The organism is Paractinoplanes globisporus DSM 43857 (assembly GCF_000379645.1).
Lineage (GTDB): Bacteria > Actinomycetota > Actinomycetes > Mycobacteriales > Micromonosporaceae > Actinoplanes > Actinoplanes globisporus.
The window spans coordinates 1-22085 of sequence record NZ_KB903307.1 but is presented as its reverse complement, the minus strand read 5'-3'; the positions used below and the strand labels follow the sequence as shown (position 1 = coordinate 22085).

Here is a 22085-nt window from a genome sequence, read left to right as displayed (position 1 = left end):
CCCCGACATTTCACGATGGGGGATTTTACCTATTTCGCCGCGAACGCCGCGATTATGTGCTGCGTGTCGTGACCCGGGTCAGCCACTGAGGATCCGTGTTGCTCAGCTCGTCCCACAGCCGGCGCGCCACGATCGCCGAGCCCTCGACCTGCCAGCGCTCCATCATGCGTTTGGGCACGTAGCGGCGCATCCAGTCGAGCGCCATGCGCGCCTCCCGGTCGAGCCCGTCGTTGCGCTGCCGCCGCGCGTACGGATCGAGCCCGAGCACCACGCGGTAGTGCAGCGCGATGTAGTGCCGCCACTCGTCCGAGGTAGCGAACCCGCCGGGCGGCCGCAGCCGCTCGACACTCTCGGCCAGGACCGCCCGCAGCTCCATGGCCCGGGCCAACGGCTGCTCGATGGTCAGCCCCGTGAGCCGCCGGTCGACCGCGGGCAGGTCGGTCAACGGGCTGCGCATGAGCCGGCCGAGATGCCGGTAGTTGTCCAGGGCCTGCCGGGTGAAGCGCAGGAAGTCCTCCTGGCCGGTGCCGATCAGCCGGTGCCGCTGGCGGTGCCGGGGCAGCGCCTCGGCGAGCAGCATCAGCGCGCCGCGATCCTGCCGTAGCCGCTCGTCGTGCCGGAACGCGAGCGTGTCCAGCGCACGGCGCAGCGGCCCGATCAGCCCGATCCCGGTCATCACGGCGGCGAGCAGCACGAACTGCAGCACGGTCACGGTCTTGCTGCCCGGCGCCGCCAGCATGGTCAGCACGGTCGGCACGCCGATGACCACCGCACCGAGCAGCGCCGCGGTCATCGAGCGGATCAGGTCGGGACGCAGCCGCTCTCCGACCTCGAGCGCGTCGGCCACCGCGACCAGGAAGGCGAGCATCAGCAGGTCGACGCCGATCGCCGCGATCACCAGCTCGGGCGCGCCCACGTCCACGATCAGCAGCATGGTCAGGCCGGCCGCGTACAGCGCCGTCACCACCGCCAGCGCGGCCGGCAGCACGGTCGGCTGCACCTGGTCGCGGAACCGCCAGAGCAGCACCACGCCGCCGACCAGCGGTGCGATCACCACGAGCCGGCCGACCGCCGGCAGCGCCACCACCATCAGCAGGAACGGCGCCGCGAGGATCAGCCAGCCGAGGTCGATCTGCCGGCGTTCCGGCACCACGCGCGGCAGCAGCGCCACCGCCGCGCCCGCCCAGAACAGCGCGGGCACGCAGAACAAAATCTCGGCGATGGCCGAGCCAGGCGCGATCGTCCAGGTCAAGACCCCGATCGCGTACGCCCCGAGCGCCGCGGCCGTGCGTGAGGAGGGACCTCGGGCCGGGTCGCGGCCGATCAGGTAGCAGGCCGCCCACCAAGCGAGGGCGAACGAGGGGACGGCGACGGCGGGCACCGGAGAAGTCAACCAAACAGCTGTGCCGTGTCGGAAGCCGCACGTTCACGTTTCCGCCGCCGCCGGCGGACCACGCTGACCGCCAGCCAGACGAACAAACCGATGCCGACCAGCACCAATATCGGCATGAGGATGGCCAGGACGGACATCAGGAAACTGCCGATGTCCTCGATGGTGCTGACGATCGGCGCGCCGAAGCCGGCCGTGCTGACGTTCACCACCGGGCGGGCCGCCGCCTTGACCCCGTGCACGCAGAGCGCGATCAGCACGCCGGCCGCGACCGGCACCCACTGGTGGGAGCCGAAGAACGAGCCCGGGTTGCTCACGGTCACCGTCTGCGCGCCCGACCCGGCCCCGAAGGCGAGGCCGCCCGCGGTCGGCCGCACCACGGTCTGCACGACGTCGTTGGCGTGGTCGACGATCGGCACCTTGTCCGCCACGACCTCGACGGCCAGCAGCACGGCCAGGATGACCAGCACCCAGCCGTTGGACAGCCAGCTCCAGCCCTGCGGCAGGTCGATCACGTCGGTGTAGCGGGCGAGCAGGCCCATCACCATGAGCGGGATGTAGGCATTGAGGCCCGCCGATGCGGCGAGACCGGTGCCGGTCAATGCTTCGAGCACGAACCCAGCATGGCACTCACGCGCTCGTCGGTTCGCGTCCGCTACTGTCGTCCGGTGCGTCTGGTCATCGCGAAGTGCTCCGTCGACTACGTCGGAAAGCTGTCCGCCCATCTGCCCCCGGCCACCCGCCTGCTGATGGTCAAGGCCGACGGCTCGGTCTCGATCCACGCCGACGACCGCGCCTACAAGCCGCTGAACTGGATGAGCCCGCCCTGCAAGCTGCAGGAGGCCCCCGGCGTGTGGAAGGTGGTGAACAAGGCCGGCGAGGAACTGCGGATCACCCTCGAGGAGATCCTCCACGACACCTCGCACGACCTCGGCGTCGACCCCGGCCTGGTCAAGGACGGTGTCGAGGCCCACCTGCAGGAGCTGCTGGCCGCACACCCCGAGACCTTCGGCGACGGCTGGACCCTGGTCCGCCGCGAGTTCATGACCGCGATCGGCCCGGTCGACCTCCTCTGCAAGGACGCCGACGGCCGTTCGGTAGCCGTCGAGATCAAACGCCGGGGCGAAATCGACGGCGTCGAGCAGCTGACCCGCTACCTCGAACTGATGAACCGCGACCCGCTGCTCGCCCCGGTCCAGGGCATCTTCGCCGCCCAGGAGATCAAGCCCCAGGCCCGGGTCCTGGCCACCGACCGAGGCATCCGCTGCGTAGTGGTCGACTACGACAAACTACGAGGCATGACCCGAGACGAGCTCACCCTCTTCTGAGGGCTTCAGCGGGGGGCGTTCAGCTCTACCCGGTCGGGTGAGGTGCTGCCGACGAGGTACGCGCGGGCGCCGACGCCGCCGACCACGGCCTGGACCAGGACGGTTGTCCAGGAGAGGGGGTGGTGTTGGGCGATCTGGACCAGGACGGGCAGGCCGAGCAGCAGGGCGTCGGGGCCGATCGCGGCGTTGACCAGGGGGCCCGTGGAGACCGTCCCCATCGGGGTGTCCAGGGGGAGCAGCTCGTTGCGGACGAAGCCGACACGGGCTCGGCGGACGGCGGCGACCGCGCCGACCGGGCCCAGCGTGAGGCCGAGCGCCCACCACGGGCCGGGCGGCAGCTCGTTCAGGGCGGAGAGCAGGCCGAGGGCCAGCGCCGACCAGACGGCGGCCAGAACGCCGGGGACCCACAGGCGCTGCAGGATGGCCTGGCGGGAGCTGAGGCCCAGCATGCGCAGCAGCACGGGGTTGCCGGCGTCGGTCTTCACGTTGCCGGCGGGGGTCGCGGCGGCCAGCAGGATGCCGATGAGGATGGCCACGCCGGTCAGCCAGGCGGGGGCGTCTTTGAGCAGGACCGGGAGGGCGGCGGCCAGCGCCAGCCAGAGCAGGCGGCCGCGGCGGCGGGCCACCAGCAGGAGGTCCTGGGTGACCAGGACGGGCAGGCGGGCCGGGAAGCGGACCGAGCGCAGGTGGCGCCGGGCCCAGTAGCGCCGTTCGACCATGTCGGTGAGGAAGGACGGCTCCATGCCGAACGCCGAGTCGAACAGGGTGCCGGCCGTCTTCGCCGCCTCGAGGATCCGTTCGTTGGGCGTGCGCGCCAACCCCCGTACGGACAGGGCGAAGAGGACGCCGACGACCAGCGCGAGGGCACCCACCAGCGGAAGCAGCGCCGTGGTGGTGGGCCACCCACTCGCCGCGACCGGCTGGTCCGTGGTCGCGTCGGTGACCAGCCCGGCCAGGCCGGCCGCCAGGAGCAGCGAGACCACGGCGTCGAGCCGATTGCCCCACCGTCCGCCGGCCTGGGCCGCCAGGGCCACCAGCAGCAGCGCGATGCCGGTCAGGCCGGCGCCCGAGGCCAGCAGGGCCACCGACGAACCGCCGAGCGTGCGCGGCGCCGCGTGCCCGACGATCGCGATGCCCTCCAGCGCGCCCACGATCGCGGCGACGATCGCGGTCAGTCGCAGCGACGGCAGCAACAGACGGCGACGGCTCACCGGCGCGGGCAGCAGCCAGGACGCCGCCGGACGGCTCAGCGCGAGCGGGCCGAAGCGGCGCAATGCCAGGTAGAGCAGGCCGAACAGGACCGGGACCAGCGACGCGGCGACCAAGCGGGAGGCGTTCGGCGAGTGCGGCCAGAAGACGACGGCCAACTGCTTGTGCACCATGCCGCCGACGATGGCCACGAACAGCAACGCGAAGTAGATGTTGCCGGCGGTCGCGCCGCGCTCGCGATGCGCCGACTGGCGGCGGCCGATCCAGCGGCGGACGGGGGCGAGCGGGACGGTGGTCGTGGTCATGAGGCGTCCGCGCTCAGCGACTCCATCGTGGTGACCTGCGCGCCCGAGGCCGTCGCGAACTTGTCGTCGTGGCTGGCCATCAGCAGTGAGCCGCCGCCGGCCACGTACTGCGCGAGCAGTGACGCCACCTCCTGCCGGCCGTCCGGGTCGAGGCGCTGCTCGGGCTCGTCGAGTATCAGCAACGAGCTGGGGCGGATCAGCGCGATCGCGAGCGTGAGCCGCTGTTTCTGGCCGGAGGAGAGCGACGGCGGGATCGCGTCGATGTGCCCGCCGAGGCCGAAGCGCTCGAGGGCCTCGTCGATGCCGGCCTCCTCGGGATCCTGCCCGTGGGCGCGGCAGACCAGCTCGGCGTGCTCACGGACGGTGAGTCCGGGGTACCACGTCGGGGGTTCGACGGTGGTGACCACGGCCCGCCAGAACTCGGGGGTCGAGCCCGGCCTGGCGCCGAAGACCCGTATCTCCCCGGAGTCGGGCTGCTGGAGGCTGCTCACGCAGCGCAGCAGCGTCGACTTGCCGATGCCGTTCTCGCCGGTGACGCAGACGCCGGTGCCGGCCGGGACGGTCAGCGCGACGCCAACGAGCACGGGCGTGGAGCCGTAGCTGACGTGCAGGTCCTCGACCTCGACCGCGGGGTGATCTACCACCCGGACAGCTTACGAGCGGCGTCCGTAGAGCATCCGTACGGCCTTGACGATCTGCTTGACCTGGGCCGGAGTGCGCTCGAAGGTCGTCGACGGCAGCAGCGACCGCGCCCGGCGGACGGTGATCGCCTTGGGACGGGCAAACTCGCGCAGGCCGTCCTCGCCGTGGATGCGGCCGAAGCCGGAGTCGCCGACGCCACCGAACGGCAGGTTGCCCATGCCGACGAAGGTGAGCGTGGAGTTGACCGAGACCATGCCGGAGCGCAGGCGGCGGGCGATGCGGACCGCGTTCCTCTTTCCGAAGACCGCACCACCCAGGCCGTACGGGGTGTCGTTGGCGAGCCGGATCGCCTCGTCGGCGTCGGCGACCTTGGTGATGGTCAGCGTCGGGCCGAACGTCTCGTCGCGGATCTCGGTCGAGTCGGCCGGCACGTCGACCAGCACGGTCGGCGCCACGTAGGGCGGCTGGACGGCGTCGACCCCGCCGAGCACCGCCGTGCCGCCCTTGGCCAGCGCGTCGTCGATGTGCTCGCGGATGATGTCGATCTGGCGGGGCATCGTGATCGGGCCGATCTCCTCGCCCGTGCGCAGCTTGCCGGCCTTGGCCACGATCTCCTTCACCAGGCGGTCGTAGATGGGGGCCACCGCGTACACCCGCTCGATGCCGATGCAGGTCTGACCGGCGTTGGTCATGCCGCCCCAGACGGCGGCCTCGGCCGCGGCAGAGACATCGGCGTCGGCGTCGACGATCAGCGCGTCCTTGCCGCCGGCCTCGATCACCACCGGGACCAGGTTTTCCGCGCAGGCGGCCATGACCTTCTTCGCGGTGGCGGTGGAGCCGGTGAACGCGATCTTGTCGGCCCCCGAGCGGCACAGCGCGGCGCCCACGTCGCCCAGGCCGTGCACCGCCTGCAGCACCGGCTGCTCGGGCACCACCTCGGCGAACGTGTCGACCAGCCACTGGCCGACGATCGGGGTGTACTCGCTGGGCTTGAAGACGACGGCGTTGCCGGTCGCGAGCGCGCCGCTGATCGGGCCGATCGGGGTGACGATCGGATAGTTCCACGGTCCGATCACGCCGATCACGCCGTACGGCTGGTACTCCAGGTGACCGGAGTGCTCGGCGAGCAGGATGCGGGTGCGCACGCGGCGCGGGCCGAGGACCCGTTTCGCGTTGCGGGGCGCCCAGTCGAGGTGCTCGACGGCGGCGACCGTTTCCATGATCCCGTCAGTCTCCGGCTTGCCGGTCTCGAGGCTGGTGAGCCGGCCCAGCTCCTCGATCCGCTGGACGATCAGCGAGCGCCAGCGCAGCAGACGGTCCTTGCGTCCCTCGTACCCGAGGGCCAGCCACCAGGCGCCGGCCTCCCTCGCGCGCTCGACGGCGGCGGCGACATCCTTCTCCGAGGCGACCGGCACGCGGCCGGCCTCCTCGCCCGTGGCGGGGTTCGTCGAGATGAGCACGCCGTCTTCGATCACCGGCACGCCGGGAACGCGAGTAGCCGTCATGTGCGGAGTCTACGGCGCTTGTTACTGCTCAGTCACTACGTACTCTTGAACCTGTGCCCCGCCGTAACAACCCCCGACGCCGATCTCCGTCCGAGCCCGCCGAGCTGACGGACGAGCGTGTCCGCAAGGGCGTCGAGGCCGTCCAGCAGTGGCGCGACGGCGAGTGGATGGTGCGCTCGATCTTCGGCGGGGCGGCCGTCAAGACGTACCGGTGCCCGGGTTGCATGCAGGAGATCCGCCCGGGCGTGGCACACGTGGTGGCCTGGCCGGTCGACGGCAGCGGAGACCTCACCGACCGCCGGCACTGGCACACCGGCTGCTGGAAGGCGCGTGACCGGCGTGCCCCCGGGGTGGAGCGCTCGCGCAACGCCCCGCGCTATGGGTAAGCCCTCCAACCGCCCCGCCCGCCACCCAAAGAAGGACTGAAGGCCGCGATGCCGAGCAACAACCCGATCCGTGCCAACTCGATCCTCCCGGCCGATCGGGAGGACATCGAGCTGCACACCGCCGACGGCCTCACCCTGGTCGGTGAGCTGGCCCGCCCGCTCGACCGCGACCCGGTCGCCACGCTGGTGTGCCTGCACCCGCTGCCCACGCACGGCGGCATGATGGACAGCCACGTCTTCCGCAAGGCGGCGTGGCGGCTTCCGGCGCTGGCCGGCATCGCCGTGCTGCGCTTCAACACCCGCGGCACGAGCAGTGTGCGGGGGAAGTCGGAGGGCGCCTTCGACGGCGCGGTGGGCGAGCGGTACGACGTAGCCGCCGCCATAGAATTTGCCGAATTTTCGGAATTGCCGAATATCTGGCTGCTCGGCTGGTCGTTCGGGACCGATCTGACCCTGATGCACGGCCTCGACCCGGCGATCGTGGGGGCGATCCTGCTCTCGCCGCCGCTCCGGTACTCGTCGCCCGAGCACCTGGCGGCCTGGAAGGACAGCGGCAAGCCGTTGACCGCCCTGATCCCGGAGTTCGACGACTATCTGCGCCCGGCCGCGGCGGCCGAAAAGTTCTCTTATGGCGAGATCGTCACGGTCGACGGAGCCAAGCACCTCTGGGTCGGCGACGCCGAACGCGTCCTCGACGAGATCGTGCGGCGCGTCGCGCCCGAGGCCCCGGTCCCGCTGCCGCGGACCTGGGACGGCCCGATGGACAGCGGAGACATGAACGCGTACGCCGACCGCACCGTCGCCGCCTTCGCCGACGTACCCGTGCCGGGCCCGCTGGTCAGCGGCTCTCCTGACTCGGCACCACAACCTCGCGAATGATCAGCTGGATGCCGGCCACCATCGGGATCGCCACCAGCGCCCCGATCACGCCGAACAGCGCGACGCCGAGCAGGGCCGCCACCACGGCGGCCACGTCGCTCACCTTCACCGACCGGCGCATCACGGTCGGGTAGATCAGGTAGTTCTCCACCTGCTGGTAGACGATGAAGAAGGCCACGCAGATGATCCCGTCGGTGAGCGACGAGGCGAAGCCCACCAGGCTCACGATGATCGCGCCGAGGGTCGCGCCGATCTGCGGGATCAGGTCGAAGAGGGCGACCACCACGGCCAGCGCGAAAGGATACGCGAGGCCGAGGATCATGGCGAGCACGAACGAGCTGAACCCGGCCACCACGGCGATCGACAGGGCGCCCACCATGTACGCGCCGACCTTGGTCAGGATCTCGTCGGTGAGCAGCCGGACCCGCGTGCGGCGCGAGGCCGGCACCAACGAGTACGCCGCCTCACGCAGGCGGTCGAAGGCCGCCATGAAGTAGATCGTCAGCACCAGCACGGTGAGCGTGTTGAAGATCGTGCCGAAGATCAGTTTGGCGCCGCCCACCACGCCGCCGACCGCGTTGCCGACCGTGCCGGCGTTGACCGCGCTGGTGACCTTCTCCATGATGTCGTAGCGCTCGACCAGGTCGTTGACGGTCTTGTTGCGCTGCAGCTGCTGGAGGTAGCCGGGCGCGTTGTGTATCAGCTCGTTGGTCTGCGTCACCAGCGGCGGAATCAGCGCGATCAGACCGCCGATCAGCAGACCCAGCACGACCAGCGCCACGATCGCGACCGCCGCGGCGCGGGGGACGCCCCGCCGGCGCAGCCAGCTCACCGCGGGATTGAGCCCGATGGCGAGGAACGCCGCGATGAAGATCAGCACGAGGATCGAGGCGGCGTTGCGCACGCCCAGGAAGATCGCGTACGCCACGATGACGCCGAGCCCGCCCAGCAGGCCGATCATGAACGGGTTGCGCCGGTCGACCGGCGGCCCGGGGCGGCCGAACCGGCCCTCGCGCTCGTCCTGCTCGATCGAATCCTCGGCGGGCGCCTCGGTCTCGTGCTTGGTCTGGTCGTCTGCGGCCACCGGGGTATTTCCTCCCGCCGATCTATTCGGCGGAGGCTATCACCCGGCTACTCGGCGTCGGCGCCTACCCGGCTCGCGGGCGGCACCGTGACCTTGGCCGACGCGGTGACCTTGCCGGCGCCGGCGGCGTGCTGGCCGGCCGGCTCGGACGCCGCGTGCGCCCCGACCGGTCCGCCGGCGACCGCCTTCTCCTCCTCCGCCTCGGCGGAGTCGGGCTCGTCTCTCTCGTCGGGGGGACCGGCGGCGGCGAGCACGGCCGCGGCGGCGAGCTCGGCCACCCGCTTGGCTTCCTTCTGCACCTGGCGGCGGACGTCGCTGGCGTGCCGTTCGGCCGCCTCGCCGGCCCGCTTGGCCTCGGCGACCCGCTCGGTCTCGGCCTCGAGCTCCTTGCGCACCTCGGCGAGGCGCTGCTGGACCTGCTCGGTCTCCTGCCGGCCGGAGCGGGCGCGTTCCTGCGCCTCGGTCAGCTGCCGCTCGGCCTCGGCGACCTTGGCCTGCGCGGTCTCGAGGTCGGCCGCGGCCTGCGCCATCTTCTCCTGCTGGGCGGTGATCTCCTTGCGGACCGCGGTGGCCTGGTCGTCGGAGCGGCGCAGGACCTCCTCCGCGTACTTGTCGGCCTCGCTACGCAGGTCGGCGCATTGCTTCTCGACGGCCGAGCGCTGCTGGGAGAGCTCCTGCGCGACGGCCTGGCGGCGCTGCGCGAGCTCCTGCTCCACACTGGCCTTCAGCTCATTGTGGGCGCGGTCGGCGTTCGCCCGGTGGGCCGTGATCTCCTGCTGGGTCTTCTCCCGGAGGGCCTTGCTCTCCTGGTCGGCCTGCATCCGGGTGGACTGGGCGTAGCCGTCGGCCTCGGCGCGCACGCGGTGCGCCTCCCGTGCGGTCTGCTCGCCGACCTGCTGGGCGTCCGCGCGGGCGCGGCCGAGGGCATTTTCCGCCTCGGCGCGCATCTGCTCGACGGACTGGCGGGTCGCGGCCAGCGCCTTTTCCGCGGCGGAGCGCTTGGCGGCGTCGGCCCGCTCCTCCTCGGCACGGCGGGCGGCCAGGGCGATCTCGAAGTCGCGGACGCCGTCGCGGGCGTGCTTTTCCGCCTCGGCGCGGATGCGCTCGGCCTCGGCGAGCCGGGTGGCGATGTCGTCGGTGGCGGACCCCTTGATCGCTTCGGCCTGCTCCTCGGCCAGCGCGAGGATCTGCTCGACCCGCGGGCCCAGGTGGCGGAAGGAGACCTCGGGCCCGATCCCGCCCTGTCGGCGGGTCTGGGTGATCTCCTGCTGGAGGCGCTCGATCTGGGCGGACATGGCCTGTATCTGCGCGTACGCCTGTTCGCGTTCGGAGGCCAGGGCGGCTATCTCGTTCTCGGCACGAGCCACGTACCGCTCGACCTGCTTCTTCTCGTAACCCCGCAGGGCGGTCTCGAAGCTGGGCTCGGTGGCCGCGTCTCCGCCGAGACCGAAGATTTCACCGCCGTGCGACATGCTGTCCATCCTCACATACGCATCGTCCCGTCAAGGACGGATACACACCGTCCTGGCCGGAGTATGCGTCTAGTTGTGATTTGTCTGAAGCCGGCCTGCAGAAGCAAGGCTACGCGCGCAAAACGAGCCAGGCCGCACCGGAGAAACTCCGGTACGGCCCGTATCGATATGTAGCGGCCGACCGATCCACCGTCGCGCACCCGGAAGGATGACGCAACCGGAGAGGTCAGTGGCGAACGACTCAGGAGTTGGTCTTGGCTGCCACCGGCTTGTCGCCGGCGCCGTTCTTGTCCGGCTCCGGCGCCCGCTGGGCGGGAGTCTCCGGCTTGGCGGCCTCGGCGGCGGCCGGTTTGGCCGCGCCCCCGACCCCCGGCACCAGGCCGGAGAGACCGGAGAGCATCTGCCCGAGCTGGTTGGTGACCTGGTCCTTCTGACGGGTGAGGTCGTCCACCTCGCGCTTGGCGGCCTGGGTGGTCAGCTCGGCCTCGGTGCGGGCCTCGCTCATCAGGCGCTGGGCCTCGGTGCGAGCCTCGGAGACCGTCTTCTCGGCGAGGGCGCGGGCCTTTTCCGTGGTCTCGATCGCGTTGCGCTCGGACTCGACCCGGCGCTGCTCGGCGCGCTGCTCGATCTCCTTGGAGCGGTCCTCCGCGGCGCTGGCCCGCTGCTCGGCCTCGGCCACCATCTTCTGCGTGGCGCTGACCTGGGCGGCGTGCCGCTGGGACTCCTCGCGCTCGGCCTTCTCCCGCCGCTCGGCGATTTCCATCGCCAGGGCCTGGAGGTCCTTGTCGCGCTTGTCGCGGGCGTCGGTGAGCAGCTTGGTCGCCTCGGCGCGCTTCTCCTCGGCCTCGCGGGAGGCCTTGGCCCGCAGCTGGGTGATCTCGCGCTCGGCGGTGGCGCGCAGCGACGCCACCTCACGCTCCACGGTCGACTTGAGCTCGGCGACCTCGTGGGCGGTCACCGTACGCAACTGCTTGGTCTCGCGGTCGGCGTCGGACCGCAGAGTGTCCGCCTCGCGCCGGGCCTGGACGCGGGCCTCGGCCGCTTCCCGCTCGGCGTGGGTGCGCATCTGGCCGGCCTCGCGCTCGGCGGTCGCCTTCATGGCGGCGGCCTCGGCGCGCGCCTTGTCGGTGATCTCGCGAGCCTCGAGCCGTGCCGCCGAGAGGATGCCCTCGGACTCCCGCTTGGCCTCGCTGCGGTGGTCGTTGGCCTGTTCCTCGGCCAGCCGCAGGATCTGCTCGACCCGGGTGCCCAGCCCGGAGAGCGTCGGCCGGTTGTTCTCCTCCAGCAGCTTGTTGCTGTCGGCGAGCTTCTGTTCCACGGCGTTGAGCCGCTGCTCGGCCTGGCGCAGACGGCGCTGCGCGTCGTTCATCCGCTGCTCGGCCTCGCCCTGGGCCTGCTGGGACTGGTTGAGCGCGGCGATGAGCCGGCCCAGGTGCGCATCCACCTGACCGCGGTCGTAACCGCGCAGGACGACGGTGAAGTCGTGCTGGGAGTTCGCGCCGTCGAAAAATGCCAAATTCTGATCCTGCTGCTGAGGCATTGGGCCATCCTGGCGAAGACGCACCAGCCACGCAAGAGCGGACCGGCATCAGAAAAGACACGTAGATCAGCTTTGAGCTGCCGCTGAGTGACGACCTCGGCCATTCGGGCAGCGAACGCGAGCCACCTGGCGATCCCTGTTCGCCGGGCCGTCACCTGCTGTATCCGGGTTCGGGGCGATCGGCGGCGCGGTCGCGCCGCTCGATGTCCCTGATCCTGCCAGGCCGCCGGGCCGTCCGACAGGATGATTCACCCGTAAGACGGATCAATCAGGCTGGCTCCACCAATTCCACCAGAACTCCGCCCGCGTCCTTGGGGTGCACGAAGTTGATCCGCGAGCCGGCCGTGCCCCGCCGCGGGGTGTCGTAGAGCAGCCGCAGGCCGCGGGCCCGCAGCGCGGCCGAGGCCGCCTCGACGTCGGCCACCGTGTAGGCCAGCTGCTGCAGCCCGGGGCCGCTGCGATCGAGGAACTTCGCGATGGCCGAGTCGGGCCGGGCCGGGGCGAGCAGCTGCAGCCGGGGACCGGTGCCGTCGCCGACCGCGAGCATGGCCTCGCGGACGCCTTGCTCCTCGTTCGTCTCTTCGTGCACCACCCGCATGCCGAAGGTCTCGGCATAGAAGTCCTTCGCGGCGTCGAGATCGGGCACCGCGATGCCCACGTGATCGATGCGCAGGAGGTCGACGCCGAGGGATGTGACATTCGCAGGGGCGCTAGGTGAGGCCTCAGTCATGCCACTAGTCTTACTTGAACCACCGTTCAGGACGAAAGCGATCATCGTGACCACCTCGGTAATCGTCAGTGGCGCCCGCACGCCCATGGGCCGCTTGCTCGGCAACCTGAAATCCCTTCCGGCCACCACGCTCGGCGGCCACGCGATCGAGGCCGCCCTCGAGCGCGGCGGCGTCCGCCCCGACCAGGTGGAGTACGTGATCATGGGCCAGGTGCTGCAGGCGGGCGCCGGCCAGATCACCGCCCGCCAGGCCGCCGTGGCCGCCGGCATCCCGATGACCACGCCGGCCGTGACGGTCAACAAGGTGTGCCTCTCCGGCCTCGACGCGATCGCCCTGGCCGACCAGCTGATCCGGGCCGGCGAGTTCGAGATCGTGGTGGCCGGCGGCATGGAGTCGATGACCAACGCGCCGCACCTGATCAACCAGCGGCAGGGCGTCAAGTTCGGCGACGTGACCGTGCGCGACCACATGGCGCTCGACGGCCTCACCGACCCGTGGGACGGCATCCCGATGGGCGAGTCCACCGAGCGCAGCGGCGCCAAGCTCGGCATCTCCCGCGAGGAGCAGGACGAGTTCGCCGCGCTGAGCCACCAGCGGGCCGCCGCCGCACAGAAGAACGGGCACTTCGCCGAGGAGATCGCGCCGATCACCATCGCCCAGCGCGGCGGTGACCTGGTCGTCGACACCGACGAGGGCGTACGCCCCGACACGACCGCGGCCTCGCTGGCCAAGCTGCGCCCGGCCTTCGCCAAGGACGGCACGATCACCGCGGGCAGCGCCTCCCCGATCTCCGACGGCGCCGCCGCGGTCGTGGTGATGAGCCGGGCCAAGGCCGAGGAGCTGGGGCTCACCTGGCTCGCCGAGATCGTCTCGCACGGCAACGTGGCCGGCCCCGACAGCTCGCTCCAGTCCCAGCCGTCCAACGCGATCAAGCACGCGCTGGGCAAGGCCGGCAAGACCGTGGCCGACCTCGACCTCATCGAGATCAACGAGGCGTTCGCCCAGGTCGGCATCCAGTCGATGCGCGAGCTCGGCGTCTCCGGCGACATCGTCAACGTCAACGGCGGGGCGATCGCCCTCGGCCACCCGATCGGCATGTCCGGCGCCCGGCTGGTCCTGACCCTGGCGCTCGAGCTGCAGCGCCGCGGCGGCGGCCTCGGCGCGGCCGGCCTGTGCGGCGGTGGCGGCCAGGGCGACGCGCTGATCATCGAGGTGCCCACCGCGTGATTCGCCGGCCCGATGTGCCCACTCTGGTTGCGCGGGCGCGGGAGGGCGATCCCCGCTCGGTGGCCCGGCTGATCAGCCTGGTCGAGAACGGCGACCCGGCACTGCCCGAGGTCGCCGCGGCGCTCGCGCCGTACGCCGGCCACGCCCAGATCGTCGGGCTCACCGGCTCGCCCGGGGTGGGCAAGTCGACCACGACCAACGAGCTGGTGCGGGCACTGCGCGCGGAGGGCCGCCGGGTCGGGGTGCTCGCGGTCGACCCGTCCAGCCCGTTCACCGGCGGTGCGATCCTCGGCGACCGGGTGCGCATGCAGGAGCACACCGTCGACCGCGGCGTCTACATCCGCTCGATGTCGAGCCGGGGCCAGCTCGGCGGCCTGTCGGCGGCCGCACCTCAGGCGGTGCGCGTGCTGGAGGGCGCCGGCTGCGAGGTGATCCTGGTCGAGACGGTCGGCGTCGGCCAGGCCGAGGTGGAGATCGCCTCGCTCGCCGACACGACGCTGGTGCTGCTCGCGCCGGGCATGGGCGACGCGATCCAGGCGGTCAAGGCGGGCGTGCTCGAGATCGCCGACATCTTCGTGATCAACAAGGCCGACCGGCCCGGCGCCGACGCGACGTACCGCGACATCCAGGGGATGCTCGCGCTGGGCGAGCGGGAGGCAGGCGACTGGCGGCCCCCGGTGGTGCGGGCCACGGCCGTTCGCGGCGAGGGCATCGACGACGTGGTGGCGGCGATCGGCCGGCACCGGGCCTGGCTCGAGTCGACGGACAATCTCACTCGCCGCCGTCAGCGGCGGGCCTCGGTGGAGGTCGAGGCCATCGCCCTGAGCACGCTCCGTTCCCGCATCGGCGACCTTCGAGAGGGTACGGCGTTGAGCACGCTCGCCGCGTCGGTGGCGGCGGGTGAGCTCGATCCCTACGCGGCCGCCGAGGAACTCATCAAGGGCCTTTAGCCGTACGCCTCCAGGGTCTTTTCGATCATCTCGCGGTCCCAGGTCAGAGTGCCGTTCTCGAGGTCGGCGACCAGCGACCGCAGCCACGCGATCTCGGCGGTCAGCATGGCGGCGCGGAACTCGTCCTCGACCAGGAACAGGCGGGGCAGGCCCGGCGGCGCCTGCTCGTGGATGCCGGCGAGCCTTTCCTCCTGTGCCTCGATGCGCACGACCAGCAGGTCGCGCACCAGGGCCGGGGCCAGCACGGGCAGGAACGCCAGCGCGGCCGGGAACTCGGGGAACTCGCGCGCCGGAGCCGGCAGCATCTCGGTCAGCCATCTGTGCATGGTCTCCGCGCCGGCCTCGGTGATCTCGTAGACCGTGCGCTCGGGCCGCCCCGCCTCGCGCGTGACGCTCGCGGGACGGACGAGACCGTCGCGGACCAGGCGGTCGAGCGCCTGGTAGACGCTGTTGCGCTGGGCGACGTTGACCAACTGGTCCTGCCCGCGCTCCTTGATGACCTGCTGCATCCGGTACGGGTGCATGGGCGCCTCGATGAGCAGCGCCAGCAGCACCAGGCCGAGCGTCGAGCGGCGCGGTTCTCCCTGCATTTGATCAGCTTACGGGCTTGACGATTCATAGTCATAGTATGTATAGTCAGAACATGACTAAACAAGCCCTCGTCGCCGGCGGTGGCATCGCCGGCACCGTCGCCGCCATCGCCCTGCAGCGTGCCGGTTGGCAGCCGCGACTGCTCGAGTCCCGCCCCGAGGGCGTCGCCGACGAGCGCGGCGCCTTCCTGACCGTCGCGGTCAACGGACTGACCGCCCTGCGCGCCCTCGGCCTCGACCCGGCCCGGGTGCTGGCCGCCGGCTTCGCCACCCCGACCCTGGCCATGAGCAACGGCGCCGGCCGCCGCCTGGCGCTGCTCCCGCTCGGCGGCCCCACCGCCGACGGCACGGTCACCACCACCATCCGCCGCGCCGACCTCTATTCCTCCCTCCGCGCCGTCGCCGCCGAGCGCGGCATCCCGATCGAGTACGAGCGCCGTCTCTCCGGTTACACCGAGCACTCCGCCGGCGTCACCGTGACCTTCGCCGACGGCGCCACCGCCGAGGGCGACCTGCTGGTGGGCGCCGACGGCCTGCGCTCCCGGGTCCGCGAGGTGCTCAACCCCGGCGGTCCCGCCCCCACCTACCTGGGCTTGCTCAACGCCGGCGGTTTCACCGACCGCCCGGTCGAGGCCGATTTCGACCGCACGCCCGGCCTCATGCACATGGCCTTCGGCCGCCGTGCCTTCTTCGGCTGGGCCACCGCCCCCGGCGGCGCGGTGTGGTGGTTCGCCAACCCGCCGAGCAAGCGCCCGGTGCGCCCCGGCGACTTCACTCCCGAGTCGTGGCGCTCCCACCTGATCGACCTGTTCGCCGACGAGGCCTTCCCCGCCGCCGCGATCATCCGGGCGACCGGCACGGCGATCGGCCCGTGGAACACCGACGATCTGCGCCGGGTCCCGATCTGGCACTCGTCCCGGGTCGTCCTGGCCGGTGACGCCGCCCACGCGGTCGCCCCGTCGTCGGGCCAGGGCGCCTCCATGGCCATCGAGGACGCGGTGGTCCTCGGCCGTTGCCTCGCCACCCACCCCGACGACGTCCCCGGCGCGCTGGCCGCCTATGAGGAGGTCCGCCGCCCCCGCGTGGAAAAGGTGGTCGCCGTCGGCCGCCGCAACGGCAGCGGCAAGACGGCCGGCCCGATCGCCGCCACCATCCGCGACGCGATGCTCCCGACGATCCTCAAGATGGCCTACCGCCGCGGAAACCCACAGTCATGGATCCTCGACCACCGCGTCTGAGATCCCGCCTGCTGCGGCTCGGCCGGCTCGTGCTGTGGCGTGGCCGGCTCCTGCTACGGCGCGGCCAGCTCGGTGAGGTGGTCGTGGGCCACGTGCAGGTGGATCCGCAGGCTGTCCAGCAGGGCGCCCTCGTCGACGTAAAAGCCCGGGTGGTGGTTCATGACCAGCCCGCGTCCACCCTCGACCGGCGCCAGCGACTCCCCGGCAAAGCGGGTGTCCTGCGCGCCGTAAGACAGATATGCCCCGCCGAAGGCGTCGGTGAAGACCGAGACGTCGTCGTAACCCAGCACGCCGGGGATCTCCACGACCCGCTCGGCGCCCACGACCCGCTCGATCGTGGGCAGCAGCGCCTCCATCCACTCCCGAGTGTTCGTCACCGGCGGCACCGGCTGCAGGTAGGAGACATCCGCCGTCGCGCCGAAAGCGGCGGCGTGGTGCTCGGCGATCCGCCGCAGCCCGTCCTGCATCGTCGCCATGTCGCCCTGGTCGAGGCAGCGGATCGTGCCCCACAGCGTGACCCGTTCCCCGATGATGTTGAAACGTCCCACGTCCTCCACGTGCCCGATCGAGACGGTCACCGCGCTGGTCGCGGGCACCTGCCGATACAGCTGCGCCGACCCGGTGACGATCGCGGCCGCCGGTGGCATCGGGTCGACGCCGAACCACGGCGTGGACCCGTGCACCTGCCGCCCGGTGACGATGATCCGCACGAGGCACGACGCGGCGTACTGGCTGCCGATCCGGTAACCCACGATGCCCTTGGGCAGCGGTCCCACGTGCATCCCGAAAACCATGGTCGGCGCCGGCTCGTCGAAGGCCCCGGCGTCGAGCATCGCCCGGGCCCCGCCGGTCTCCCCGACCGGCGGTCCCTCCTCGGCCGGTTGAAACACGAACAGCGCGGTCCCCGGCAGCCGGCCCCGCACCTGGGCGAGCACCTCGGCGGCGGTCAGCACGGTCGCCGTGTGGCAGTCGTGCCCGCAGGCGTGCGACACGGGGAAGGGTCCACCCGGATAGTCCCGGTCCACCGCGGTCGACGCGAAGTCGAAGCCGGTCGTCTCGGCCACGGGCAGCGCGTCCATGTCCGCCCGCAGGGCCGCGACCCGGTCCCCGCCGAGCCCGCCCCGCAGCACGCCGATCACCCCGTGCCCCGCGATCCCCGTGCGCACCTCGTCGAGCCCCGCCGCGCGCAGCCGCGCGGCGACGAAGGCGGCCGTCCGCACCTCCCGGTTCGACAGCTCCGGGTGCGCGTGCAGATGCCGGCGCGTCGCCACCAGCCCGTGATGAGCGGCGCCCGCGAGCGCGTCAAGTTCGGCCGCGTCCATGGCCCGATGCTCCCAGCGCCCCGCGGCCCGCGAAAGAGCATGGCTTGGGGAAGAGCCTCGTTCGCCTTAGGGATCGTTCAGGACTGCCTCTACGATGACTGCATGGATGCTGCCGACATCGCGGCCGGCCGGGAGCGCTGGCAACGGCGCTATGACGCCTCTCGCAAGCGGGAAGCCGACTTCACCACGCTCTCCGGGTCGCCCGTCGATCCGGTGTACGGGCCGCCCGGCGGAGCGGCCTACCCCGGGTTCTCGCGGATCGGGTGGCCGGGCGAGTTTCCGTACACCCGTGGTCTTTATCCCACCGGTTATCGCGGACGCACCTGGACCATCCGCCAGTTCGCGGGGTTCGGCAACGCCCAGCAGACCAACGAGCGGTACAAGATGATCCTCGCGGCCGGCGGGGGCGGGCTCAGCGTCGCGTTCGACATGCCGACGCTGATGGGGCGCGACTCCGACGAGCCGCAGTCGCTCGGCGAGGTGGGGCACTGCGGCGTGGCGATCGACTCGGCCGCCGACATGGACGTGCTCTTCGACGGCATCAAGCTGCAGGACGTCACGACCAGCATGACGATCTCCGGCCCGGCCGTGCCGATCTTCTGTATGTACCTCGTGGCCGCCGAGCGGCAGGGCGCCGACCTGAGCCGGCTGGACGGCACGCTGCAGACCGACATATTCAAGGAGTACATCGCGCAGAAGGAGTGGCTCTTCGCGCCGGAACCGCACCTGCGCCTGATCGGCGATCTCATGGAGTACTGCGCTCGCGAGATCCCGAAATACAAGCCGCTGTCGGTCAGCGGCTACCACATCCGCGAGGCCGGCTCGACGGCCGCGCAGGAACTGGCGTACACGCTGGCCGACGGCTTCGGCTACGTCGAGCTGGGTCTCTCCCGGGGCCTCGACGTCAACCAGTTCGCGCCCGGCCTGAGCTTCTTCTTCGATGCGCACATCGACTTCTTCGAGGAAATCGCGAAATTCCGGGCCGCCCGCCGCATCTGGGCCCGCCACCTGCGCGACGACTACGGCGCCACCAGCGAGAAGGCGCTCTGGCTGAAATTCCACACGCAGACCGCCGGCGTCAGCCTCACCGCACAGCAGCCGGTCAACAACGTCGTGCGCACCGCCGTCGAGGCGCTGGCCGCGGTGCTCGGCGGGACGAACTCCCTGCACACGAACGCGCTCGACGAGACGCTCGCGCTGCCCACCGACGAGTCGGCCGAGATCGCCCTGCGCACCCAGCAGGTGCTGATGGAGGAGACCGGCGTGGTCAACGTGGCCGACCCGCTCGGCGGCTCGTGGTACGTGGAGGCGCTCACCGACCGGATAGAGGCCGAGGCGGAGGAGATCTTCGCGCGCATCCGCGAGCTCGGCTCCGACGGCAGCGTCACCGCCGGCATCCTGCGCGGCATCGAGGACGGCTGGTTCACGGCGAACATCGCCGAGGCCGCGTTCGTCTACCAGCAGGCGCTGGAGAAGGACGAGAAGCGCATCGTCGGCGTGAACGCGCACACCGGCACGGTGGCGAAAGAACTCGAAATCATGCGGGTCTCCCACGAGGTCGAGGTGGTGCAGCGGCGCGAGCTGGGTGATCGCCGGGCTTCCCGGGATCCCGTACGCGTGAGAGCGGCGCTCGACCGGTTGGTGTCCGTCGCGCGCACCGACGAGAACATGATCTCCGTCATGCTCGAGGCGGCACGGGCCGAGGCGACCCTCGGAGAGATCTGCGGCGCGCTGAAGGGTGAGTGGGGCATCTACCGCGAGCCGGCCCGTTTCTGAGCCGTCCCCGGCGCGCCAACCTCGCAAATCGGTCGACAGGGCGTACTTCGGCGCCGGTCGGCCATCTGGCACCCGTGGGGCGCTTGTGGGATCTTGCATAACCGTGCGGCGGCGTTGAGTATCGGGAACGACGTGCTGTTGTGACCTCCGATATCGACCACCGCGCGGCACGACGAACCGCCTTGTCAGCGTGCGAGACTAGGTAACCATGAGCGACCCACGGACCACTCCGTCGATCTTCACCCGCGGCGCGGTCGATCTCAGCGCGCTGCGCACCCCGGCCTCCACCCCGGCGCCGGCCCCGAGCCGCCCGGCCTCGACCGGCGCACCCGCCGGTGGCGCACCCGGCGGCGGCGCACCCCACAGCGGCGCACCGTCCGCGGGCTTCCCGGGCGGCGGGCCCGAGACGATCATCGACGTCACCGAGACCAACTTCCAGACCGCCGTCCTCGAGCGTTCGCTGAGCACGCCGGTCATCCTCGACTTCTGGGCCGACTGGTGCGAGCCGTGCAAACAGCTCTCCCCGGTGCTCGAGCGGCTCGCGGAAGCGGGCGGCGGCAGCTGGGTGCTCGGCAAGGTCGATGTGGACGCCAACCCGCGGCTCGCCCAGGCGCTGCGCGTGCAGGGCATCCCGATGGTGGTCGCGGTCGTGGGCGGCCAGCTCGTCGAGGGCTTCACCGGCGTCCTGCCCGAGCACCAGGTCAAGCAGTACGTGGACGCCGTGCTCAAGGCCGGCGGCGTGACGGTCGAGGCGGCGGCCGACCCCCGGCTCGACGCGGCCGACGACGCGCTCATGGTCGGCGACCTCGAGGCGGCCGAGGCGGCGTACAAGAAGATCCTCGCCGAGTCCCCGGCCGACGCCGCCGCCGAGTCGGGCCTCGCCCAGGTCGATCTCTACCGCCGGGTGGGCGGCAACGACCCGTCGGCCGCGCTGGCCGCGGCCGAGGCCAACCCCGACGACCTCGACGCCCAGCGCCTCGCGGCCGACATCGAGGTGCTCTCCGGTCAGGCCGACCGGGCCTACGAGCGGCTGGTCGCGCTGGTCAAGCGCACGTCGGGGGACGACCGCGACGCCGTACGCAAGCACCTGCTGTCGTTGTTCAGCGTGGCCGGACCGGACGACCCGGCGGTGGCCGTGGCCCGCCGCCAGCTGGCCAGCGCACTCTTCTAGACGGGAGGCTCCGTGCGCCGGATCGCAGTCCTCGACGCACCGTCCAATCTCGGTCTGCGTCCGCCGACCGCGACCTCGGTGCCGGGCTGCGCCAAGGCGCCCGGAGCGCTTCGCGACCACGGCCTGCTCACCAGGCTCGGCGCGCGCGACGCCGGCTGCCTGACCCCGCCCCGGTACGACCCGGGCGACTGGCGCCCGGGCGACGGCGTCGCGCACGCGTCGCAGATTGCGGCGTACTCGCGCAAGCTGGCCGACCGGATCGGCGCGATCCTCGACGCCGGCGAGTTCCCGGTGATCCTCGGTGGCGACTGCTCGATCCTGCTCGGCTCGGGCCTGGCCATGCACCGGCTCGGCGAGGCGGTCGGCGGCCGCATCGGGCTGGTCTTCGTGGACGGTCACTCCGACTTCCGCCACCCCGGCAACGCGTCCTATGTGGGCGCCGCGGCGGGGGAGGACCTCGCGCTGGTCACCGGCCGCGGCCAGGCCGATCTGGCGTCGATCGAGGGCCGCCGGCCCTACTTCCGCGACATCGACGTGGTGGTGCTGGGCATGCGCGCCCAGGACGAATACCGCCTCGACCTCCAGGCCGCCGGCATCGTGACCCGCCCGGTGCCGGCCCTGCGCGCCGAGGGTGCGGCCCGCAGCGCGCAGTGGGCCCGCGACCAGCTGGTCGACTGCGCCGGCTTCTGGCTGCACGTCGACGTGGACGTGCTCGACCCAGCCGTGATGCCCGCGGTCGACGCGCCGTCGCCGGGTGGCATCGCCTTCCCCGAGCTAGAGCTGCTGCTGGCCGGACTGGTCGAGTCGCCGCACTGCCTGGGCGTCGAGATCACCGTCTTCGACCCCGACTACGACCCCGACGGCACCTACGCCGAAGAGATCACCAACGCCGTCGCGGCCGGCCTAGCCGCCGCCCGCACCGTGACCCCCCGCCCCGACCTGATCGCCGCCCGAGCCGACCTGGCTTCCCCCCGCCCTTCCACACCCACGAAGCCCGCGGAATCGGATGCGTCCCCCGAACCCGAAATTTCGGATTTGTCCGAGGCGAGCCCGGGTGCGGTGGAAGCGCGCCCAGGTGCGGAGCGAGGAGGCCTGGGCGCGGAGCGAGCGGGCCTGGGTGCGGGGGAAGCGAGCCTGGGCGCGGAGCGAGCGGGCCTGGGTGCGGGGGAAGCGAGCCTGGGCGCGGAGCGAGCGGGCCTGGGTGCGGGGCGAGCGGGCCTGAGCGCGGAGCGAGCGGGCCTGGGTGCGAGAGGAGCGGGCGCGGGAGGAGCGGCGGGCGGGAGCCTGGAGCCGGAGAACGAGGACGGCGGGGCGATCGATCCCGTAGCCGATAGCGCCAT

At 71.7% G+C, this 22085-nt stretch carries 20 protein-coding genes; 9 read left to right on the top strand and 11 right to left on the bottom strand.

All coding sequences use genetic code 11. From position 1 onward, the window contains the following. Nucleotides 1-52: 52 nt before the first annotated feature. Both A3CQ_RS0122520 and A3CQ_RS0122515 read right to left on the bottom strand, forming a co-directional pair. Entirely contained in the window at nt 53-1381 is a 1329-nt protein-coding gene (locus A3CQ_RS0122520; RefSeq protein ID WP_020513214.1) for a hypothetical protein, read from the bottom strand. Between the two features lie 8 nt (nt 1382-1389). Continuing rightward, nucleotides 1390-2004 (bottom strand): DUF4126 domain-containing protein, encoded by a 615-nt coding sequence (locus A3CQ_RS0122515; protein WP_026206044.1) that lies wholly within the window; start codon nt 2002-2004, stop codon nt 1390-1392. 54 nt (nt 2005-2058) lie between these two features. On the opposite strand from A3CQ_RS0122515, the gene nucS reads away from it, so the two are divergent. Beyond that, a complete protein-coding gene (gene nucS, locus A3CQ_RS0122510) occupies nt 2059-2718 on the top strand; it encodes an endonuclease NucS (RefSeq protein WP_026206043.1) in 660 nt (219 codons plus the stop codon). A gap of 5 nt (nt 2719-2723) precedes the next feature. Here nucS and A3CQ_RS0122505 read toward each other — a convergent pair whose 3' ends face one another. From A3CQ_RS0122505 to A3CQ_RS0122495, 3 genes are read right to left on the bottom strand one after another with little or no spacing between them, the layout of a single operon-like run. Further along, nucleotides 2724-4232, bottom strand: a complete 1509-nt coding sequence (locus A3CQ_RS0122505; protein ID WP_020513211.1) for a DUF6297 family protein — start codon at nt 4230-4232, stop codon at nt 2724-2726. Continuing rightward, a complete protein-coding gene (locus tag A3CQ_RS0122500; protein WP_020513210.1) occupies nt 4229-4876 on the bottom strand; it encodes an ABC transporter ATP-binding protein in 648 nt (215 codons plus the stop codon). The genes A3CQ_RS0122505 and A3CQ_RS0122500 overlap by 4 nt, the downstream gene beginning before the upstream one ends. Nucleotides 4877-4885: 9 nt before the next feature. After that, nucleotides 4886-6379, bottom strand: a complete 1494-nt coding sequence (locus tag A3CQ_RS0122495) for an aldehyde dehydrogenase family protein (RefSeq protein WP_026206042.1) — start codon at nt 6377-6379, stop codon at nt 4886-4888. Between the two features lie 53 nt (nt 6380-6432). Here A3CQ_RS0122495 and A3CQ_RS0122490 point away from each other — a divergent pair, with 53 nt between their 5' ends. Next, on the top strand, nt 6433-6765 hold the full coding sequence (locus tag A3CQ_RS0122490; protein ID WP_020513208.1) for an Rv1322 family protein: 333 nt from the start codon (nt 6433-6435) through the stop codon (nt 6763-6765). Nucleotides 6766-6813: 48 nt separating this feature from the next. After that, nucleotides 6814-7644 carry an alpha/beta hydrolase gene (locus A3CQ_RS0122485; RefSeq protein ID WP_020513207.1) on the top strand — a complete coding sequence of 277 codons (831 nt, stop codon included), beginning with the start codon at nt 6814-6816 and terminating at the stop codon, nt 7642-7644. Here the strand turns inward: A3CQ_RS0122485 and A3CQ_RS0122480 are convergent. The 4 genes from A3CQ_RS0122480 to mce form a co-directional block, all read right to left on the bottom strand. Next, the gene (locus A3CQ_RS0122480; RefSeq protein WP_020513206.1) at nt 7604-8728 is read right to left on the bottom strand and encodes an AI-2E family transporter; all 1125 of its coding nucleotides are present in this window, start codon (nt 8726-8728) and stop codon (nt 7604-7606) included. The genes A3CQ_RS0122485 and A3CQ_RS0122480 overlap by 41 nt on opposite strands. 47 nt (nt 8729-8775) lie before the next feature. Then, complete coding sequence (locus A3CQ_RS0122475; RefSeq protein ID WP_026206040.1) at nt 8776-10209, bottom strand: coiled-coil domain-containing protein; 1434 nt, start codon at nt 10207-10209, stop codon at nt 8776-8778. A gap of 232 nt (nt 10210-10441) precedes the next feature. After that, nucleotides 10442-11740, bottom strand: a complete 1299-nt coding sequence (locus A3CQ_RS0122470) for a DivIVA domain-containing protein (protein WP_020513204.1) — start codon at nt 11738-11740, stop codon at nt 10442-10444. Nucleotides 11741-12008: 268 nt separating this feature from the next. Further along, complete coding sequence (gene mce / locus A3CQ_RS0122465; RefSeq protein ID WP_026206039.1) at nt 12009-12470, bottom strand: methylmalonyl-CoA epimerase; 462 nt, start codon at nt 12468-12470, stop codon at nt 12009-12011. Here mce and A3CQ_RS0122460 point away from each other — a divergent pair. Continuing rightward, on the top strand, nt 12469-13698 hold the full coding sequence (locus A3CQ_RS0122460; RefSeq protein WP_051115316.1) for an acetyl-CoA C-acetyltransferase: 1230 nt from the start codon (nt 12469-12471) through the stop codon (nt 13696-13698). The genes mce and A3CQ_RS0122460 overlap by 2 nt on opposite strands. Then, a complete protein-coding gene (gene meaB, locus A3CQ_RS0122455) occupies nt 13695-14648 on the top strand; it encodes a methylmalonyl Co-A mutase-associated GTPase MeaB (RefSeq protein WP_020513201.1) in 954 nt (317 codons plus the stop codon). Before A3CQ_RS0122460 ends, meaB begins: the two co-directional genes overlap by 4 nt. Here the strand turns inward: meaB and A3CQ_RS0122450 are convergent. Further along, nucleotides 14645-15238 (bottom strand): PadR family transcriptional regulator, encoded by a 594-nt coding sequence (locus tag A3CQ_RS0122450; protein ID WP_020513200.1) that lies wholly within the window; start codon nt 15236-15238, stop codon nt 14645-14647. The two genes, meaB and A3CQ_RS0122450, sit on opposite strands and share 4 nt — an antisense overlap. A 53-nt stretch (nt 15239-15291) precedes the next feature. Between A3CQ_RS0122450 and A3CQ_RS0122445 the strand changes: the two genes are divergently transcribed. Then, on the top strand, nt 15292-16476 hold the full coding sequence (locus A3CQ_RS0122445) for an FAD-dependent oxidoreductase (protein WP_020513199.1): 1185 nt from the start codon (nt 15292-15294) through the stop codon (nt 16474-16476). Between the two features lie 53 nt (nt 16477-16529). On the opposite strand, the gene A3CQ_RS0122440 is transcribed toward A3CQ_RS0122445, so the two are convergent. Continuing rightward, entirely contained in the window at nt 16530-17798 is a 1269-nt protein-coding gene (locus A3CQ_RS0122440) for a M20 metallopeptidase family protein (RefSeq protein WP_020513198.1), read from the bottom strand. A 102-nt stretch (nt 17799-17900) separates the two neighbouring features. On the opposite strand from A3CQ_RS0122440, the gene icmA reads away from it, so the two are divergent. From icmA to A3CQ_RS53660, 3 genes are all read left to right on the top strand, one after another. Further along, entirely contained in the window at nt 17901-19574 is a 1674-nt protein-coding gene (gene icmA / locus A3CQ_RS0122435) for a coenzyme B12-dependent isobutyryl-CoA mutase large subunit (RefSeq protein WP_020513197.1), read from the top strand. Between the two features lie 208 nt (nt 19575-19782). After that, the gene (locus A3CQ_RS0122430; protein ID WP_020513196.1) at nt 19783-20745 is read left to right on the top strand and encodes a tetratricopeptide repeat protein; all 963 of its coding nucleotides are present in this window, start codon (nt 19783-19785) and stop codon (nt 20743-20745) included. 12 nt (nt 20746-20757) lie between these two features. Then, nucleotides 20758-22085, top strand: a 1328-nt coding sequence (locus A3CQ_RS53660; protein WP_020513195.1) for an arginase family protein, incomplete at its 3' end; no start/stop codon positions are given.

What these genes read in the sequence shown, in the direction of transcription:
- A3CQ_RS0122505 (WP_020513211.1), bottom strand. Translation starts at nt 4,232, where the DNA reads ATGACCACGACCACCGTCCCGCTCGCCCCCGTCCGCCGCTGGATCGGC.
- A3CQ_RS0122495 (WP_026206042.1), bottom strand. Translation starts at nt 6,379, where the DNA reads ATGACGGCTACTCGCGTTCCCGGCGTGCCGGTGATCGAAGACGGCGTG.
- A3CQ_RS0122485 (WP_020513207.1), top strand. Translation starts at nt 6,814, where the DNA reads ATGCCGAGCAACAACCCGATCCGTGCCAACTCGATCCTCCCGGCCGAT.
- A3CQ_RS0122475 (WP_026206040.1), bottom strand. Translation starts at nt 10,209, where the DNA reads ATGGACAGCATGTCGCACGGCGGTGAAATCTTCGGTCTCGGCGGAGAC.
- A3CQ_RS0122470 (WP_020513204.1), bottom strand. Translation starts at nt 11,740, where the DNA reads ATGCCTCAGCAGCAGGATCAGAATTTGGCATTTTTCGACGGCGCGAAC.
- A3CQ_RS0122460 (WP_051115316.1), top strand. Translation starts at nt 12,469, where the DNA reads ATGCCACTAGTCTTACTTGAACCACCGTTCAGGACGAAAGCGATCATC.
- mce (WP_026206039.1), bottom strand. Translation starts at nt 12,470, where the DNA reads ATGACTGAGGCCTCACCTAGCGCCCCTGCGAATGTCACATCCCTCGGC.
- A3CQ_RS0122450 (WP_020513200.1), bottom strand. Translation starts at nt 15,238, where the DNA reads ATGCAGGGAGAACCGCGCCGCTCGACGCTCGGCCTGGTGCTGCTGGCG.
- A3CQ_RS0122445 (WP_020513199.1), top strand. Translation starts at nt 15,292, where the DNA reads ATGACTAAACAAGCCCTCGTCGCCGGCGGTGGCATCGCCGGCACCGTC.
- A3CQ_RS0122440 (WP_020513198.1), bottom strand. Translation starts at nt 17,798, where the DNA reads ATGGACGCGGCCGAACTTGACGCGCTCGCGGGCGCCGCTCATCACGGG.
- icmA (WP_020513197.1), top strand. Translation starts at nt 17,901, where the DNA reads ATGGATGCTGCCGACATCGCGGCCGGCCGGGAGCGCTGGCAACGGCGC.
- A3CQ_RS0122430 (WP_020513196.1), top strand. Translation starts at nt 19,783, where the DNA reads ATGAGCGACCCACGGACCACTCCGTCGATCTTCACCCGCGGCGCGGTC.